11 protein-coding genes and 3 pseudogenes are annotated in these 15,691 nt (G+C 67.0%); 6 read left to right on the top strand and 8 right to left on the bottom strand.

All coding sequences use genetic code 11. The annotated features are described in order from the left end of the window. Nucleotides 1-500: 500 nt before the first annotated feature. From ACZF5Y_RS00175 to ACZF5Y_RS00145, 7 genes and pseudogenes are all read right to left on the bottom strand, one after another. Nucleotides 501-905, bottom strand: coding sequence for a hypothetical protein (locus ACZF5Y_RS00175; RefSeq protein WP_497533802.1), 405 nt, complete (start codon nt 903-905; stop codon nt 501-503). A 151-nt stretch (nt 906-1,056) separates the two neighbouring features. After that, complete coding sequence (mobF, locus tag ACZF5Y_RS00170; RefSeq protein WP_497535352.1) at nt 1,057-4,614, bottom strand: MobF family relaxase; 3,558 nt, start codon at nt 4,612-4,614, stop codon at nt 1,057-1,059. 587 nt (nt 4,615-5,201) lie between these two features. Beyond that, entirely contained in the window at nt 5,202-5,462 is a 261-nt protein-coding gene (locus ACZF5Y_RS00165; RefSeq protein WP_497533801.1) for an HPr family phosphocarrier protein, read from the bottom strand. Nucleotides 5,463-5,493: 31 nt separating this feature from the next. Continuing rightward, nucleotides 5,494-6,948, bottom strand: a complete 1,455-nt coding sequence (locus ACZF5Y_RS00160) for a glycoside hydrolase family 1 protein (protein ID WP_497533800.1) — start codon at nt 6,946-6,948, stop codon at nt 5,494-5,496. After that, nucleotides 6,941-8,221 (bottom strand): PTS sugar transporter subunit IIC, encoded by a 1,281-nt coding sequence (locus ACZF5Y_RS00155; RefSeq protein WP_497533799.1) that lies wholly within the window; start codon nt 8,219-8,221, stop codon nt 6,941-6,943. Before ACZF5Y_RS00155 ends, ACZF5Y_RS00160 begins: the two co-directional genes overlap by 8 nt. Before the next feature lie 10 nt (nt 8,222-8,231). Further along, the gene (locus ACZF5Y_RS00150; RefSeq protein WP_497533798.1) at nt 8,232-8,549 is read right to left on the bottom strand and encodes a PTS sugar transporter subunit IIB; all 318 of its coding nucleotides are present in this window, start codon (nt 8,547-8,549) and stop codon (nt 8,232-8,234) included. A gap of 168 nt (nt 8,550-8,717) precedes the next feature. Next, nucleotides 8,718-8,927 (bottom strand): annotated as a pseudogene (locus tag ACZF5Y_RS00145) (PTS sugar transporter subunit IIA); the annotation flags it as partial. A gap of 57 nt (nt 8,928-8,984) precedes the next feature. On the opposite strand from ACZF5Y_RS00145, the gene ACZF5Y_RS00140 reads away from it, so the two are divergent. The 4 genes and pseudogenes from ACZF5Y_RS00140 (at nt 8,985) to ACZF5Y_RS00125 (ending at nt 12,705) form a co-directional block, all read left to right on the top strand. After that, on the top strand, nt 8,985-11,030 hold the full coding sequence (locus ACZF5Y_RS00140; protein ID WP_497533797.1) for a BglG family transcription antiterminator: 2,046 nt from the start codon (nt 8,985-8,987) through the stop codon (nt 11,028-11,030). Nucleotides 11,031-11,319: 289 nt separating this feature from the next. Beyond that, nucleotides 11,320-11,454, top strand: a pseudogene (locus ACZF5Y_RS00135) (FAD-dependent oxidoreductase); the annotation flags it as partial. A gap of 5 nt (nt 11,455-11,459) precedes the next feature. Further along, nucleotides 11,460-11,906, top strand: a pseudogene (locus ACZF5Y_RS00130) (FAD-binding protein); the annotation flags it as partial. Nucleotides 11,907-12,003: 97 nt separating this feature from the next. Further along, the gene (locus tag ACZF5Y_RS00125) at nt 12,004-12,705 is read left to right on the top strand and encodes an FAD-binding protein (protein ID WP_497533796.1); all 702 of its coding nucleotides are present in this window, start codon (nt 12,004-12,006) and stop codon (nt 12,703-12,705) included. A gap of 208 nt (nt 12,706-12,913) precedes the next feature. Here the strand turns inward: ACZF5Y_RS00125 and ACZF5Y_RS00120 are convergent, their stop codons facing one another. Further along, nucleotides 12,914-13,348 (bottom strand): winged helix-turn-helix transcriptional regulator, encoded by a 435-nt coding sequence (locus ACZF5Y_RS00120; protein ID WP_497533795.1) that lies wholly within the window; start codon nt 13,346-13,348, stop codon nt 12,914-12,916. A 109-nt stretch (nt 13,349-13,457) separates the two neighbouring features. Here ACZF5Y_RS00120 and ACZF5Y_RS00115 point away from each other — a divergent pair, with 109 nt between their 5' ends. After that, complete coding sequence (locus tag ACZF5Y_RS00115) at nt 13,458-14,213, top strand: SDR family NAD(P)-dependent oxidoreductase (protein WP_497533794.1); 756 nt, start codon at nt 13,458-13,460, stop codon at nt 14,211-14,213. Next, complete coding sequence (locus ACZF5Y_RS00110) at nt 14,210-15,598, top strand: FAD-binding oxidoreductase (RefSeq protein WP_497533793.1); 1,389 nt, start codon at nt 14,210-14,212, stop codon at nt 15,596-15,598. The genes ACZF5Y_RS00115 and ACZF5Y_RS00110 overlap by 4 nt, the downstream gene beginning before the upstream one ends. Nucleotides 15,599-15,691 lie beyond the last annotated feature (93 nt).

The raw sequence follows: 15,691 nt of genomic DNA, 5'->3' as shown, positions 1-15,691 counted from the left end.
GACAGCTCCAACTCGACACCGGGGGCTTCTCTTATGTCAACAACGATCCGGGTCAGTACATCTAGTCAGCCGCAATAGCGCTCACGGAACGAGGTAACGCATTGCTGGCCCGACGAGCGCTACCGTTCCTCGGCTCACGGACCAGCTCGGCTGCCTAATATGGCCGGCTCGCCCACCTCGGGCGCATGGGTCACGACGTCGGCGGCTGGGGCTAGCGTCTCGGGCATGGGATCGCGACGGACACCGGAGGACCGCGCCGCAGCGCTCGCCAGAGACCGAGCAGTTCTCCAACGCCTGAGACCGCCGCAACGCGTCGGGGATCATCGTGCGCCCCGCGTTCGGCACTGCTGGGTCCGCGATGGCGACTCAGCGGCGGAAGCCCTGCTGCGCGTCTGGATCCGAACCGAAGCTGGCTGGCAAGCCGAGGCCATCGTGATCGATGGCGACGGCACGCCGCGGACTGTTGTCGCGTCGCCTTCGGACGTGCGGCCCAACCCTTGCTACGGGGACGGCGCTCCGTGAAGCGCCTCAACACGCCGGATGACGGTGCTTCTCGTCGTCGAGCTCGCCGATGAGGGATTCGCCGCTGTCGAGGCCGACGTGCGGAGGGCGGGCCTCCTCGCTGTCGTCGTCATAGGGTCCGACGGATCAAGTTCGTCAAGGAGCATCTGCAGGCCGTCCATCACGGAGACGACGGCGTGATACTTTCGAATCTCGATCTCGGATTTATTGCGGTGTTTCTCGTCGAGCTTGGAAAGTTCATCGATCGTCGTCTTCAAGCGCGCTGCCCCGCCAGCGTCGGATGCTTGCTCCACGTGGAAACGGGCCATGATCGTCTGGAGCTCATTCTCGGCAGGCACTGGATCGTCGCCAGAGGGCGGCGGCATCGACTCGTGAAGGCTCATAGCTACCGAATACTCGCCTACACAATGAACCCAAGCAACTGGAGAGATGGATCGTCCGACCTGCCACATCCACGGCCGCGCAGAACAAGACCGAACCGTGTAGCTGCGACCGAAGGCCGCCGTGTGAGCACCACCCAGTACGGTCTCAGTCTCACCATTGCATCGGCTCTCCTCTGGTTGCCGGGCGTGTCGCGGCATACGCACTTGCTGGCCTGGCTGACGTCTGAACGCGGGACAGCGCCGCGGAGGCGGCGCGGTACTCGACCGACTGCTGCGCTTTGGTGATGTCCTTCGGGTTGCCGAGCGGCGAGGAGCCAGTGACGCCGTAACGGTGCCGATACAGCGCGACGGGCAAGAGCGTCGCGATCCATTCTTGGCGGGTTCGGCGATCGCCGCTCGGTGGTGGGAGGTTGGTCGTCCAGGATTCGCCGGAACGTAGCGCATCCTGGAGTGAGCGACGGGCTGCGGCCTCGATGAGGGCGCCTCGCTCGTCAAGGGCCGTTCGCATGTCCTCGGGTATGGGGCCAGTAGGGATCGGGATGAGTCCTGCGATGCGACGGGTACGCCTGGCGGCGCGGCCGGGCGCACGGTTCATCGTTGCCCGGTCCACGGCGGTTGCGAGCTGCGCGGCGGGGTCGGCCTGTTCCCCACTTGCGGCAATTCCCGGTGCGAAAGCGGTAAGGGTGACGTTCACGTCATGGCCCGCGGCCTCGTGCCGGGCGAGGGCGCCTTCGAGGTGTTCGTAGTAGGAGCTGGTGAAGACGTTGTCAGCGGTATCGGGCGCGAAGGGTGCGACGTCGAGGAGGACCGCCCAGCGCTCGGACTGGGCTTCGCGGGCGAGAAGGTCGAACTCGGCGAGCAATGTGGAGAGCGAGGCATGCCGGTCGGCCTCGAGCGCGAGGGTCTCAGTCGCAGACCGATCGGCTTCGCTGCGAGCGAGCACTCGTGCGAGGTGTTCGACCACCGTCTTCTCTTGCGGCTGATCGAGATGCGGCTCGATCTCGTGTGGGTCGGGCTGGATCACGTACGCCTCGTTGCGCGCTCGCCCGCGGGTCATCGCGACGTAGAGCAGCTCGCGGGATGCTTTCTCCGGGTCGATCAGCGCGTGCGCGGTGACCACGGTGGAACCCTGCGCGCGATGCGCGGTCGCCGCGTATCCGAGCTCAACCTCGTCCGCCACGTACCCCGCGGGCAGCACCAGGGCCTTCCCATAGGGCACGTCGCCCTTTCCGACGCGGCGGACGACCAGCGAGCCATCGTGGCAGCGGAGGGCGACCTGCCACCTGTCGCCGTTCTTCACCCACGACCGCCCCGTCGACAGGGTGCGGTCGTTGCGGCGGGTCACGACAAGATCCCCGATGCCTGCCGTCGTCCCGTCGTGCAGGGAAACCCCGTGGGCTTCGACGCGACCGGCATCGATGAGGTCGGCGCGAGCGCGCTGGTTCAGCTCGGCGACGGCATCGCCGTTCCCAGCGATCATCAACGTGGACAGGCCCGCCGCACGGTCTTCCTGCCACCCTGCGTAGAGAGCATCGAGCTCGCCATCGTGCAGACGGCCCCGCTCGTCGTAGACCACCAGCACGCCGGGCTCCCCACGACGTAGAGCGAGGCTGGCGGTCTTCTCCCAGTCGTGGGTGAAGCGGCGGACATCGGTCAGCTCAGGCACGCCGTGGCGATGGCGTACGAGCATCCCGAACGCTCCACCGGTCTCGACTGCCGACAGCTGGGCCCAATCACCGATCAGCACGACCTTCGCTCCGACCTCTGCCGCGTGCGCGGTGATGCGATCCAGCGCCAGCGTGCCGGCGAGGGACGCCTCATCGATCAGCACGAGCTGCCCGGCTTCGAGGCTCCAACGGCCTTTGCCGTGCTCCCAGAGGAACTTCGCCGTGTTCTCCGCCCGCACACCCAAGCTGTCGCCGAGAACCTCGGCGGAGGCGGCCGAAGGCGCCAGGCCGATCACGGAGTCCCGACCGTGCGCGGCCGTCCACGCCCGGTGCAGTGCACGCAGCGCAGTCGTCTTGCCTGCCCCGGCCGGCCCGATGAGCAGATCGAGAGTGAGCCCGGACCGTCCGATCGCCGTGATCGCCGTCACCTGATCCGGGGCGAGAGCTACCCCGTTAATCTTGCGGGACGTGTGGCGGGCGACGAGGCGTGCCGTGAGCCGTGGCGCGTCCTCAGCCTCAGTGTGTCGGAGGAGCCGCGTCTCGGCGTCGAGGATGTCCTGACTCGAGTAGGCGATCTGATCGGCCGGCTGGAATCGGTTCGTCCCGTCTGCGAACATGTACGCGTCGGGCACGGGTCGGTCGTAGTCGGGGGTGAGCTGCAGCGACTGCGCCTCGGCGTGCTGCACGATCTGGTCGAGAGCTGCGATCCGGTCCTTCGTGGAGACGAAACGCAGACCCATCAGCTGCCGCATCGTCTCGGCGTGCAGATTCCACCGTCCCCAGGTCGCCCGCCGGTTCGCAACCTCCATCAGCACGACCGTTGCGATGCCCTCTACCTGCTGGGCATCCAGATCATCGGCCCGCAGACGCACCTGCCCGGCTCCGTGGGCGAGGAGATGCGCGGCCCAGGTGGTGGCGTCTTCGCTGAGCAAGACGGTCGCCCGCTCGCGCCACTGCGCGGTCAGCTCGGCGAGCGAGTGCAGCTCCTTCTCCGGCCGCGTCTCCAGCGTCGCCTGCTGCCGCAGCTTCGCCACCGTCGTCCGCGACGGAGAGCGACCGTGTTCGGCAACGTACTCGTCGATCAACCGCTGCGTAGTCTCCGCGATCCCCTCGCTCTGATCGCCGCTGCCGGTGGTGCGGCGCGAGAACTCCGCGAGCAACCCTGCCGGGACGCCCTCGATTTCCCAGCCGGTGTTGCGGTCCCTGCCGCGGTCCACCGGCACCCACGCCACGTCCAGTAGCCGGGCGGTGTGATCAGTGAGGAACGCGTTGTACGACGCCGACAGCGCCACGGTAGCTCGGTGAAGCGTGCGCGAGTCCAGCGACCGCCAGCGCCCGTCCTCGCCCTGCACCTTGTTCGACACGACCAGATGCGTGTGCAGCTGCGGGTCGGCGGCTCGGGAGTCGTAGTGATCGAATGCCGTCGCGACCACGCCGACCACCGGCATGCGGGCGATCCCACCATGCCCGACCCGACTCGCTGCGACCCGCTGCTCGAGCAGCACGAGGGTGTCGCGCATCGCGGCATGATGCGCCTGAGCGATCAGCGACTGCATGCCCGCGTCGGCGACACCCCAGATCGCGCTCAGCGACTTCGGCGGCGAGAACGTCAGATCGAAGCCCGCAACCGCGGTGCGTGGCTTCTTCGCCAGCTCCGCCGCGCGGATGCTTTCGATCGCCTCGTCGCGTCGTTCACCCGTGAGCGATGCGTCGAGCTTCGCAACTCGGGTTGCGATGCGCTCGCGCGGGGGTTGCAACCGCGGATAACGCAACCCCAACAGTGCGCCGGTCACCGGATGAGTACCGTCGCCGAGCAGGCGTGCGAGCTGTTCCTCGCTCACCTGATCGCCGGCCGTAAGAGCCGGGCCTTGGCCAGTGTCCAGACTCGTGAGGCCGGCGCCGAGCCAGGTGCCCGGTGGGCTGCCCGTCTCGCTGTAGTAGCGGGTCAGGGCGGTGCTCATATCGCGGTCGCCGTCGCCCGCGACGACCGACTTGAGGAGGTATTCGTAGCCGCGGCCGGATGACATCACGCGGATCGTCATCACCACGGCGGGCCCCTCCCGAGCCGGTCGCGGGAGGGGCCGCCTCAGCGGCAAGGTGCGCGCAGCGCGCCTGCTCGCACCCTTGGTGCCAACAGTGTGGACAATCCGTGCGGGGTCCGTAGCGACATCCCTCGACGCCACGCGGCAGCACTCACCGGGTGGCCAAGATCCCGTGTCCTAGCTCTTGACTCAAGGGCATGGAGACAAACCGAACCGTCCAGGACCTCGGAGGGCGGCTGCAGCTCCGTCCCTCGTGCGCCCCAGCAAGACGGCCGCCAAACCTGGCGGCCAGCGAGGCCGTCCCGCTGCCAAGCAACACTGTGACCTCTGAATCCGGCCCCTGACGACCCAGCGATAGCCGCCTGCATCCAGGGCCCCGATCTCCAGGGCTCTCTCTAGTGCGGGCTTCACGTATCGCCAGGGATCGTCATCGTCGTGCCCGCCAGGACTACACGCAGATCGCTGACCGCAGTGGTAGGGCCGAGGAAGAACAACACAGTAGGGTGAATGCTCCGAGGGTGGAGGACGATGCCGCCCGGGTGAGCCTGCCCGACCCGATGAGCACGAATCGGTCCGCGGGATGCGGCTCAGGCGGCGTCGAGGTCGGTCTGCAGCAAATCGGCGATTTGCTGCAGCGCTCCCGGGTCGGCGCTGCCGACGACGATGCTGTCGCCCTGCTTCACGCCGAGTGCCATGACCCGGAGGATGCTTCCCGCATCGACCGGCGTTCCCTCTGCCCGGGAGATCGTGACGGGAACACCGAGACCGGCGACGGCTTTGGTGAGGATCATCGCCGGCCTGGCGTGCAGGCCGGACTTGGACGCGATGACGACAGTGCGTTCTGGCATAAGTGTTCTCTCTCAGTGAAAGGTCGGTGCGTCAGAGCTGGGCGCCGTCGCTGTCGATGACGCGCCGGTACCAGTGGTAGCTCTTCTTGGGAACGCGCTGCAGACTGCCATGGCCGTGGTCGTCCTGGTCGACGTAGATGAGGCCATAACGCTTCTTCATCTCGGATGTGGAGGCACTGATGATGTCGATGGGACTCCATACGCAGTACCCGATCACGTCGACCCCGTCGGCGATGGCCTCCAGGAGCTGGCGAATATGGCTGCCGAGGTACTCGATGCGGTAATCGTCGTGAACGATTCCGTCGATGTCGGGCTCCTCGAGGACACCGATGCCGTTCTCGACGACGAACACCGGGACTCGGTACCTGTCCCAGTACCGGTTGAGGGAGATCCGCAGTCCGATGGGGTCGATGGGCCATCCCCATTCGCTGAGGCGCAGATGCGGGTTGACGAGGCTGCGGGCGATGGTTCCGCCGACGTGTTCGCCGTTGTCGGATGCGGAGACCACCCGCGAGAGGTAGTAGCTGATAGCGAGGAAATCGACTGTGCCAGCTGCCAGTTCGCTCGGGTCGCTGGGCTCCGTGACCGGCGCGATGCCCTTCTGCGCGAAGCGTCGTTGCATATAGCCGGGGTATTCGCCACGCACCAGCACGTCGGAGAAAGAGTACAGCGTCTGCTGATCCTGGTCGGCCGCCAGGACATCGTGCGGATCGGTGCTGGCGGGGTAGGCGACCTCATCGGCGAGCATGGCGCCGATGCGCACATCCGGCCGGGCGCTGCGTGCGTAGGCAACCGTGCGCGCGGAGGCGACGAACTGGTGATGCAGCCCCTGATAGGTCTTGCGCTCGAGGTCGTCGGCGTCGTTGGGGATCCCCAGCGTGTTGAATGGTTCGAGGAGGGCGAAGTTGAGTTCGTTGAACGTGACCCAGTGGCGAACCTGCGGGAAGCTGTCCAGTGCGGTGCGGGCGAATCGAGTGTAGAAGTCGATCAGCCTGCGGTCGGCCCATCCGCCGTACTCGGTCACCAGCGTCAGCGGCATCTCGTAGTGAGAGAGCGTGACGACGGGCTCGATACCGTGTGAGACGAGCTCGTCGAACAGCTGGGTGTAGTAGTCCAGGCCGGCCTGGTTCGGGCTGCCCTCGTCGCCGCGGGGGAAGAGCCGCGTCCATGCGAGTGATGTGCGGAACGCATTCAGGCCCATCCCCGCCATTAGGGCGATGTCTTCGCGGAACCGTTCGTGGAACCCGATCCCGAAGCGCTTGGGGTAGCGGGAGTCATCCGGGTCGTCGATTGCGGCTTGGATCGAGGCTTGCGTGACGACGGTCGCGTTGTCGCCGCCCTTTGCCCGTCCGTCCTTGACGGGGGTGATGTCGTAGACCGAGGGGCCCTTGCCGCCCGCGCGCCATGCCCCCTCGATCTGGTTCGCGGCGACGGCGCCGCCCCACAGGAACCCCTCCGGTGCGGTCAGTGCGGGAAGCTCAGCCATTGTTCGTGCTCGCATTCGTTTCGGGGCATGATTCGGCCGCGACGTCGGCAAGCTCCTGCTTCAGGACCTGCGCATCGTAGACCTTGAAGAACGGGAGCCAGACGATGGACACGACGGCGACGACGACGGCCAGCAGGATCAGGCCGGTGAACTCTTTGGTGACCAGGAAGGTGGACAGCCCGAAAGGCGTGTACCACAGGAGGTAGGTCTCCTCGGGGATCGGGACGAGGCCGCCCTTCAGGGTCAGCCAGACGATCGCCGGGGGAATGATGCAGTTGATCCAGAACGGCACCATGAGGATCGGGTTGAACGCGATTGGCGCTCCGAACACGACAGGCTCGTTGATGTTGAACAGGCCGGGGACCAGGCTCACGCGGCCGATGGCCTTCAGTCTCTTCGAGCGTGCCCAGAACGCCATCATCACCACCAGCGGCAACGTGGCCGCGACGCCGCCGATGAACAGCCAGCCCGAGAAGATCGTTTCATGCAGGTCGACGTTCTGCGGCTCGAGCCCCTGCTGCACGGCGGACATGTTCTCCGCCATCGCCTGCAGCCAGAACGGCATCATGATGCCGGTCCACAGCCAGTTGCTGATGCCGAACGAGTAGGTGAACCCGGCCAGGAAGATGATGAGCACGAAGCCCCACAGGCTCTGGCTCACCGCCGTCAGGGGCGTGAAGGCCGCGGCGATGGCGGCGGTCACGTCGACCTCCGCGACGAAGACCAGCGCCCACGAGAGGCCGAGCAGCACGGCGATGGGCAGCATGGCCTCGAACGACACCTTGATGAAGTCGGGCAGGCCGGAGTCCTCTCCGAAGAAGCGGATGCGGCTGGCGAGTTGGAACGTCAGAGCGACGGCGAACCCCACGACGAGCGAGACGAACAGTCCGCCGGCGCCGAGCGCGTCGACGGCGAAAGAGATCTGTCCGTCGGCGATCTCCGGGTGCAGCAGCATCAGGAACGCAGAGATGCCGGTCGCTCCACCCACGATGCGATAGTTGTCGATGCCGGCATGACGCAGCCACGTGTAGGGCACGAGGAAGGCGACGAACAAGCCGGTCAGGCCGAAGGAGAAGGTGCTGATCGGGCTTAGGTCGGGAAACGACGGGACGAAGTCCCGGATGATCGATATGAGGGTGACGAGCGAGCCGATGAAGATCATCGGAAGGACGGAGGTGATCGATTCCTGCAGGGTCATGACGACGCGGCTGCGAGAGATGCGAGTGGCGACGGGGACGAAGTGCTGGGTCATCCAGGCGGTGGCGGTCTTCATGATGACTTCCTCACTCCGCCAGGAGCCGGTCGACCAGGTCGAGTGCGGCGTCTCCGTCGAGAACCCCGTAGACGCTCTGCGGGATCACGGCGGTGCGCACCTGCGCGTCGGCCGTGCGTGCCCGCACTTCGTCCTCCATGTACTGCAGGTGCGGTCCGAGCAGGAGCACGCTCACGCCGTTGAGCTCGGTACTCAGTTCGGACTCGCTGCGGGCTTCGATATGCAGGTCTGCTCCGCGCTTCTTCGCGGCTTTGCGCATGCGCTGCGCCATGAAGCCGCTGGAGGCGCCCGATCCGCAGACGAGCAGGATCTTCGTCGTCATTGACATCTCAACTTCCTTTGTGTGACTCCGACCGCCGGAGGCTCCGACGCTCTCAGGGGGTTACGCGTCCGCGCCGGGCCGCTCGAACGCTGTCAGGCGCGCGTCCAGCGACTCGAACACGCCGACGAGCTTCCCGACCAGTCCGTGCTCGGCCATCACCGTCATCAGAGTGTCCTGAGCGTGCGTGAACAGGATCGAGTAGGGCTGATCCTCGCCTTGGGCTTCTCCCTGCACGTAGCGGGTCTGACTCCGGTGCCCCTCGGCGATCTTCTCCCCGGCCTCGCCGAGGAGGGCGCGAGCGCCATCGAAGTCGCGCTGGATGACAGCATCCAGCGCCCTGCGCGTCGAAGTGCGCGCCTCACCCGCCGGGAGGATGACGGACATCGCCGCCTGAGCCATCTCATCACTGACCACGCCACTACTCTCGCTTTCCGCTGCCGGATGGTTGCGAGTACAAGCTTGCGGTCCACGATCCCCGCCGCGCCATCCGTGCTGTTTCCTCCCCTGGGAAGTCAGGCGGCTGGCGATCGGCCGAGATGCACGTCTAGCGTGGAGAGAACCCTCCTGACGGACCCTGCCCGCCCGGCTCGTCGCGGGCACGATTGGAGGCACCTCATGTCCGACCGCAGCGACGCGCTCGTCCGGCTCCTGCGGGGCAGGAACGACTGGGTCACAGCGACGCGGCTCGCCGCGGAGCTGTCCGTGACGACCCGCACGGTGCGCAACCTCGTGCGCGCGGTGAACGAACGCTCTCCTGGAGCTGTGGAGTCCTCCCAGCTCGGCTACCGCATCGCCGGCGCGGTTCGACGCGCCGAGGTTCCCGATGACCGCGTGACCCGCATCTTCATCGAGCTCACGCGCTTGCCGGAGGGCACCTCGGTGTACGACCTCGCCGACCGTTTTCATGTCAGCGAGTCGACCATCGAACGTGACCTCAGCGCGCTGCGTCGATGGCTCGCGCAGCGGGGGCTGCAGCTGACGAGACGGCGCGAGACCGTCCGCCTGACCGGCGACGAGAGGTTGCAGCGGCAGGCGCTGGGAGAGACGCTGCGCGCCGAGTCACGCCGCCCGCTGGACGTGGCCTCGGTCGTGGCGGCCCACTTCCCTCGCTACGACGTCGCCGGCTTCGCCCACGCCCTGCGGGGGCTCATCACATCCCGAGGTCTGGAGGTCAATCCCTTCGGCTTCGAAGGGGCATTGCTGCACATCGCGATCGCCGTGGATCGAAGGACACGCCGACCCACGGGGGACGTCCCCCCGCCCGCGATCGCCACGACGAACATCGACCAGGAACTGCGGGAGGCGCTCCGCGAACTCGTGCGCACCTACTTCGGATTCGACGCAGACGATCTGCTGACCGCCGAGGTGAGCGTCGAACTCGACGCGCACGCGCTCGCCGGCGGCGGGCGCCTCATCGACGACGCCCAGTCCACGGACGCGGCTGAGCACCTGGTGGCCGCATTCCGCGGCAGGATCCTCGACGAGTACGGCATCGACCTGGACGACCGGGCTTACACCACCCGATTGCAGTCGCACGTCGCCGCTCTCATGCGCCGCGCGGGCCGTGGCACGTGGAACCGGAATCCGATGGTCGAGGACATCAAGAGCGCGTATCCGCTCATCTACGACGTGGCCGTCTTCATGGCGATGGACATCAGCGAACACCTGAGAGTCGATCTGCCCGAGGATGAGATCGCCTTCCTCGCCTTTCACGTCGGATCCGCGCTTCTGGCCAAGGAGTCCGCGCGTGACAGCGTGGCGGTCGTGCTGCGGGTGCCGGAGTACTTCCGAGACGAACTCGGGCCCGCGCGAGCGCTCTCCGCCCGGTTCGCATCGGAGATCGAGCTGACCGTGACCGGCGAGGACGGTCCTCTTCCCTCAGGAGCCGAGCTCGTCCTCACAACCGGCGATGCAGTCGCTCAGGACGGCGTCCCACAGGTCGTCATTTCCCCTCTCCTGGGTGACCGGGACGCGGCCCGGGTCGACGCAGCGCTCGCACAGGTGCGCGAATTCCGTCGCGTCGCGGGGCTGCGCACATCCCTTCGCTCGCTGTTCTCGCCCGCGATGTACGTTTCTGCCACCGACGCGACAACCCCCGAGCAGCTCATCCGGCGCCTGGGCGATCTCATGGTGCGCGAAGGGGTCTTCGATGCCAGCGAGGTCGAACGCGCCATAGAACGAGAGCACATGAGCAGCACGGCCTTTGTGGACGGACTCGCCATGCCCCACGCGATGGGGTTGCGCGCACACCGATCCGCAATCGCGGTCGGGATCGTCCCCGGAGGGATGGCGTGGGGCGGAAGAACAGTGCGGATCGTGCTGCTGCTTGCCCGGTCGCCCGGAGACACCACGCTGTTCCGCTCGATCTTCGACCGACTCGTCGACGCGCTCGACGACGCGTCGATCATCGAATCCGTGTCTGCTGAACCGACTTCCTTCACGCAGTTCATGGAGGGGCTGAGCCACGTGCGGCTGCCTCGACCGTGACTGCGGGCACGCTGGGGCGCCCTCCTCTTGAGGCTGTGGCCGACAACCGCCGCCGGCGCAAGGAGTGGTGGTCTCTCGGGTAACCCGGCGAGGGTTTGCCAGCGAGCTGTTCGATGTCTGTCAGCTCGACAGACAGGTGCATGCCCTCCTGCTGTCGGGACGGCGACCTGCCGGCAGACGTCGCAAGGCCATCGACGCGGGCACACGAATGTGCCGTCTTCCCTTCCGCTCGACACGCTCATACGGTGTTGCAGGGAACAGATCAGAACCATGAGTGGAAGGACTGTTCATGTCAATCAGCACCAAGGATTCGTACGATCTCGTCGTCGCGGGATCGGGGCCCTCGGGCAGTTCCGCGGCTGTCGCGGGCGCGCAGGCGGGGCTCAGCGTGCTCCTGATCGACAAGGCGGAGACGCTCGGGGATGCGGGATCTACACCGAAGGTCTCCTGGCGCTCGGGACCCAGGAGGCGGCGGCGCAGGGGATCGACATCACCCCTGAGGACGTGTTCGCTGCCGAGGCCGAGTTCTCCAACTACCGAGCCAACCTGCCGATCCTCAAGAGTGTCCTGAACGCCAGTGGGGAGACCGCGGACTGGCTGCGCGGTCTCGGACTGACGTACGACGGCCTTTTCGGAATGGGCGACGGCAAGCCCGTTATGCTCGCCTACACCGGGGGAGGAAACGCCGTCATCAACGGAACGCTGATCCCGGAGGCACGCAGGCTCGGCGTGGAGATCCTGACCTCGACCGCTCTCGCCGGACTCGGCACGGCAGAGGACGGCAGCATCGCCAGCGTCACGATCCGCGACGAGAGCACTGGTGAGACGCAGACCGTCTCGGCGGGCAGCGTGGTCGTCGCGACCGGCGGCTACCTCAACAACGCCGAGATGATTCGGGAGTACACCTCCTACGACCCCGACCGCTTCGTGCCCCCTGAACCACGGCAACGCCGACGGCGACGGCACGAAGCTCATGTGGTCGGTCGACGCCAGGAAGTACCAGGCCGGCACGCTGATGATCTACTCGGGCTACCTGAAGGACCCCGGCCACCACCCGTTCGAGGTGATGGGTCACCTGACCAACGCCGCTGGGCAGCAGCCGCTGCTCTGGGTCAACGAGCGCGGTCAGCGGTTCGTGAAGGAGGACGTCGCGTGGAACCTCTCGCTGGCAGGCAACGCCATCCTGAATCAGGCTGAGGTGTTCAGCATCCTCAGCCAGGCGAACGTGGACCGTCTCATCGACGAGGGCAACTTCGTCGGCTCCGCGCTCGACATCAAGAACGGCGAGAAGCTCACCGAGCTGCAGGGCCTCATCGACGCGGCGATCGAGCAGGAGAAGCCGTTTATCTTCAAGGCCGACACGATCAGCGAGCTGGCCGAGGCAATCGGCGTGCCTGCGCAGCAGTTGGAGGAGACCGTCTCCCGGTACAACGGCTACGCCGATGCCGGGAACGACGCAGAGTACGGAAAGGCAGCGGAGTACCTCCTGAAGGTCGAAGGCGGACCGTTCTACGCCTTCGCGCTCAACGGCAGCGGCTTCGCGAGCATGGGCGGAGTCGAGGTCTCGCCGAAGAGCGAGGTGCTCGGCGAGGACCGCGCCCCGATCCGCTGCACAGTTCGGGAAGGGGTGGAAGGTCGGAACGGTCGGCGAGGTCGTCGACCAGCTGCAGCGTGACGCAGCGCTCGCCATCGCGCGCGAGTGCTTCGACACAGTCCTGCTTGCGAACCTGCCGGCCTACCTCTCTCCCGCCTGGACCCATCGCCTGCTGGAGATCATCGCCGACGAGATCTTCCCCCGGCTCATCGACGGCAGAGCGTGACCCTCGCATCGCGAGTTCCCCGTCACCATTCGGCGAGACGGGATCCGGGCTGTTCGATGGTCGTCAGTCGCGGGGCTCCGTCACACGGTCGTATCGTTCGCGTGCCTTCTCGATCGCGGGGTAGTTCGTGATGGCCCAATGCGCGATGGCCCGGGCAGGGTCGATGAGCGTTCGGCCCAGATCGGTCAGCTCGTACTCGACGTGCGGCGGGATCTTCGGATAGATGGTCCGGGCGACGAGACCATCGCGCTCCAACTGCCGCAGAGTGAGCGTGAGCATGCGCTGCGAGACGCCCACCACCTGCCGCTTCAGGGCGCCATAACGAAGCGGACCCCGCTCGAGGGTGATGATCACCAGCAGGGACCATTTGTCCCCGATCCGATCGAGCACCTGCCGCACCACGGGGCCGTGCTCGGGCACGTTCGCGCAGTGCTCCTCGTACTCCGAATGGACCCGTGCATCCCCCTCGACCGAGGCCGTGCTCGTCGTCGCGCTCATGCGGTTCCTCCTACGCCAGGTAGGCACATGAATGTGCCGTCTTGCCCTCCCTTCCATGCTCTCGCATCATGGTCTTACGCACAAGTAGTAACTAGGGAACGAGTGGATCATGACGCAGGATGTAAGCCCCGGACTCCGCGATCGCACCGTGGTCATCGCCGGAGGCACCGGCTCGGTCGGAGATGGCATCGCCCGTGCCTGGCTGCAGGCCGGCGCGCGGGTGATCGTGCCGACACGATCACAGAACCGGGCCGATGAGTTCCGCCGCGTGATCGGCAACGCTCCCGAGAGCGAGCGGCTCACGCTGGTCGTCGGCGACTACACCACGTTCGAATCGGCGAAGGCGCTGGCGGACCGCATCGAGGCCGAGCACGGGCCCGTCACGGACGCGATCGCCTCGATCGGCAGCTGGTGGGCCGGTCCCGCCGTCTGGGACACGAGCCAGGCCGCATGGGACGAGTACTTCACCGGGTACGCGACCGCGCACCTTGCTGTGGCGCGCACCTTCGTGCCTCGCCTCACGGGCGAGGGCGCCTACCACGTCATCGTCGGCGGATCGGCGCTGTTCCCGGTCCCCGGGTCGGGCATCGTGTCGATGCAGCAGGCGGCGCTGCTGATGATGGCCAAGGTCCTCCAGGCCGAGACGCAGGGGCAACGGCGCGTGTTCACCGAACTGCTCGGTCCGGTCAACTCGCGCAACAGGCCCGGCCGCAACCCTCGTTTCGTGGACAACACCGACGTCGGCCTGCTGACGGCCGCGCTCTCAGCCGATGCCGGCATCGCGTCGGCGAACTACGAGCTGCTCGACAAGGATGCCTTCGCGGGCGTGATCGATGAGGTCCGCCGAGACGGCGGGCACCGATGAGCATGACAGAGGCGACGCACCGCACGGGCGTTGGGCGCGACTGGCCGGATCTTCCCCGCTCCCTGCAGGAGCGGGCGATCACCGCAGAGCACCCGCGGTACGGATCCGTGCGGTCGAACTACATGACCGTCGGCAGCCCCCGACTGGTGGTCATGGCCGAGACCGATGCCGAGGTGTCCGACGCAGTCCGCTACGCCGCCGAGGTGCGGCGGAGCATGGGCGAACGTGTGCCCTTCTCGTTCCGTTCCGGGGGGCACGGCATGTCCGGATCATCGGTGAACGACGGCGGGATCATCCTGGACATCTCCCGCATGAAGCGGATTGAATTCGTCGATCGCGCATCCGGGCTCGTGCGTGTCCAAGCCGGGGCCACCTGGGGAGACGTCGCCGAGGCGCTCGCGCCGCACGATCTGGTGATCACCAGCGGCAATTTCGGCGACACCGGGGTGGGAGGACTGGCCACCTCTGGCGGGGTCGGGTTCTTCATCCGCTCCCAAGGGCTCACCATCGACCGCGTCCGCGCCGCGAAACTGATCACCGCGGACGGGACCGTCCATCAGCTGGACAACGACCACGAACCGGATCTGTTCTGGGCGGTCCGCGGCGGCGGCTCACAGATCGGGATCACCACCGAGTTCGTGTTCCAGGCCGAGCGGCTGCATTCCCGAGGCGGTGACACCGGGGTCATCAACCAGATGGGCCAGTACCTCGTCACCGACCTGCCGGGCTTCGTCGACAGCTGGGGCGACTGGATCGCCAACGCGCCCCGCGAGATGACCAGCTTCCTCATGCTCCAGCCCGCCAACCCAGGGCGAGTCGCGGTGCAGGCCATCAACGTCTGGTCTGGCACCGATGTGGCGAAGGCGACTCCCGTCATCGAGGACTCGGCCAAGCTCGCCAGGATGATGAGCAACCAAGCGTTCGTCGCCCCATATCCGAGCATTGTGCCCACACCGCACTCGCCGCACGCCGGCCAGCAGCACATCCGGCTGCGCGACGTCCTCGTCGACCATTCCGACCGCGAACTCGGCGAGGCGTTCATCGAGTCGTTCCAGCACCGCACGACGGCGATGGGCGAGCTGCGTTCCCTCGGCGGCGCTGTCACCGACATCCCCGCAGACGCGACAGCGTGGGCCGGCCGACACCAGGCTGCGTTGGCCGCGACCTGGGTGCGACCCGACGGGCAGACCCTCGAGGACGAGTCCTTCGCGCCGCTAAGACAGCTGGGAACCGGCGCCTACGGCGCCTACTCCTCCGACACCACCCTCGCAGCCGCGGAGCTCGCCTGGCCCGGGCAGACCGGCCAGAGCCTGCGCCGGATCGCCGGTCAGGTCGATCCCGACGGCCTGTTCGACCAGGGCCTGCACCTGAGACAGAACGGGTGACCTCGGGGAGCGAGGCTGCCCTCCCCCGTCAGCCCCTCACGTGTCTCTCCGTCTCGATTCCCCCCCCCGCCGGCCACGACCGCCGGCACCTCT

The organism is Leucobacter sp. WKLB1, assembly GCF_059696215.1.
This window is presented reverse-complemented; position numbering and strand designations above follow the sequence as displayed.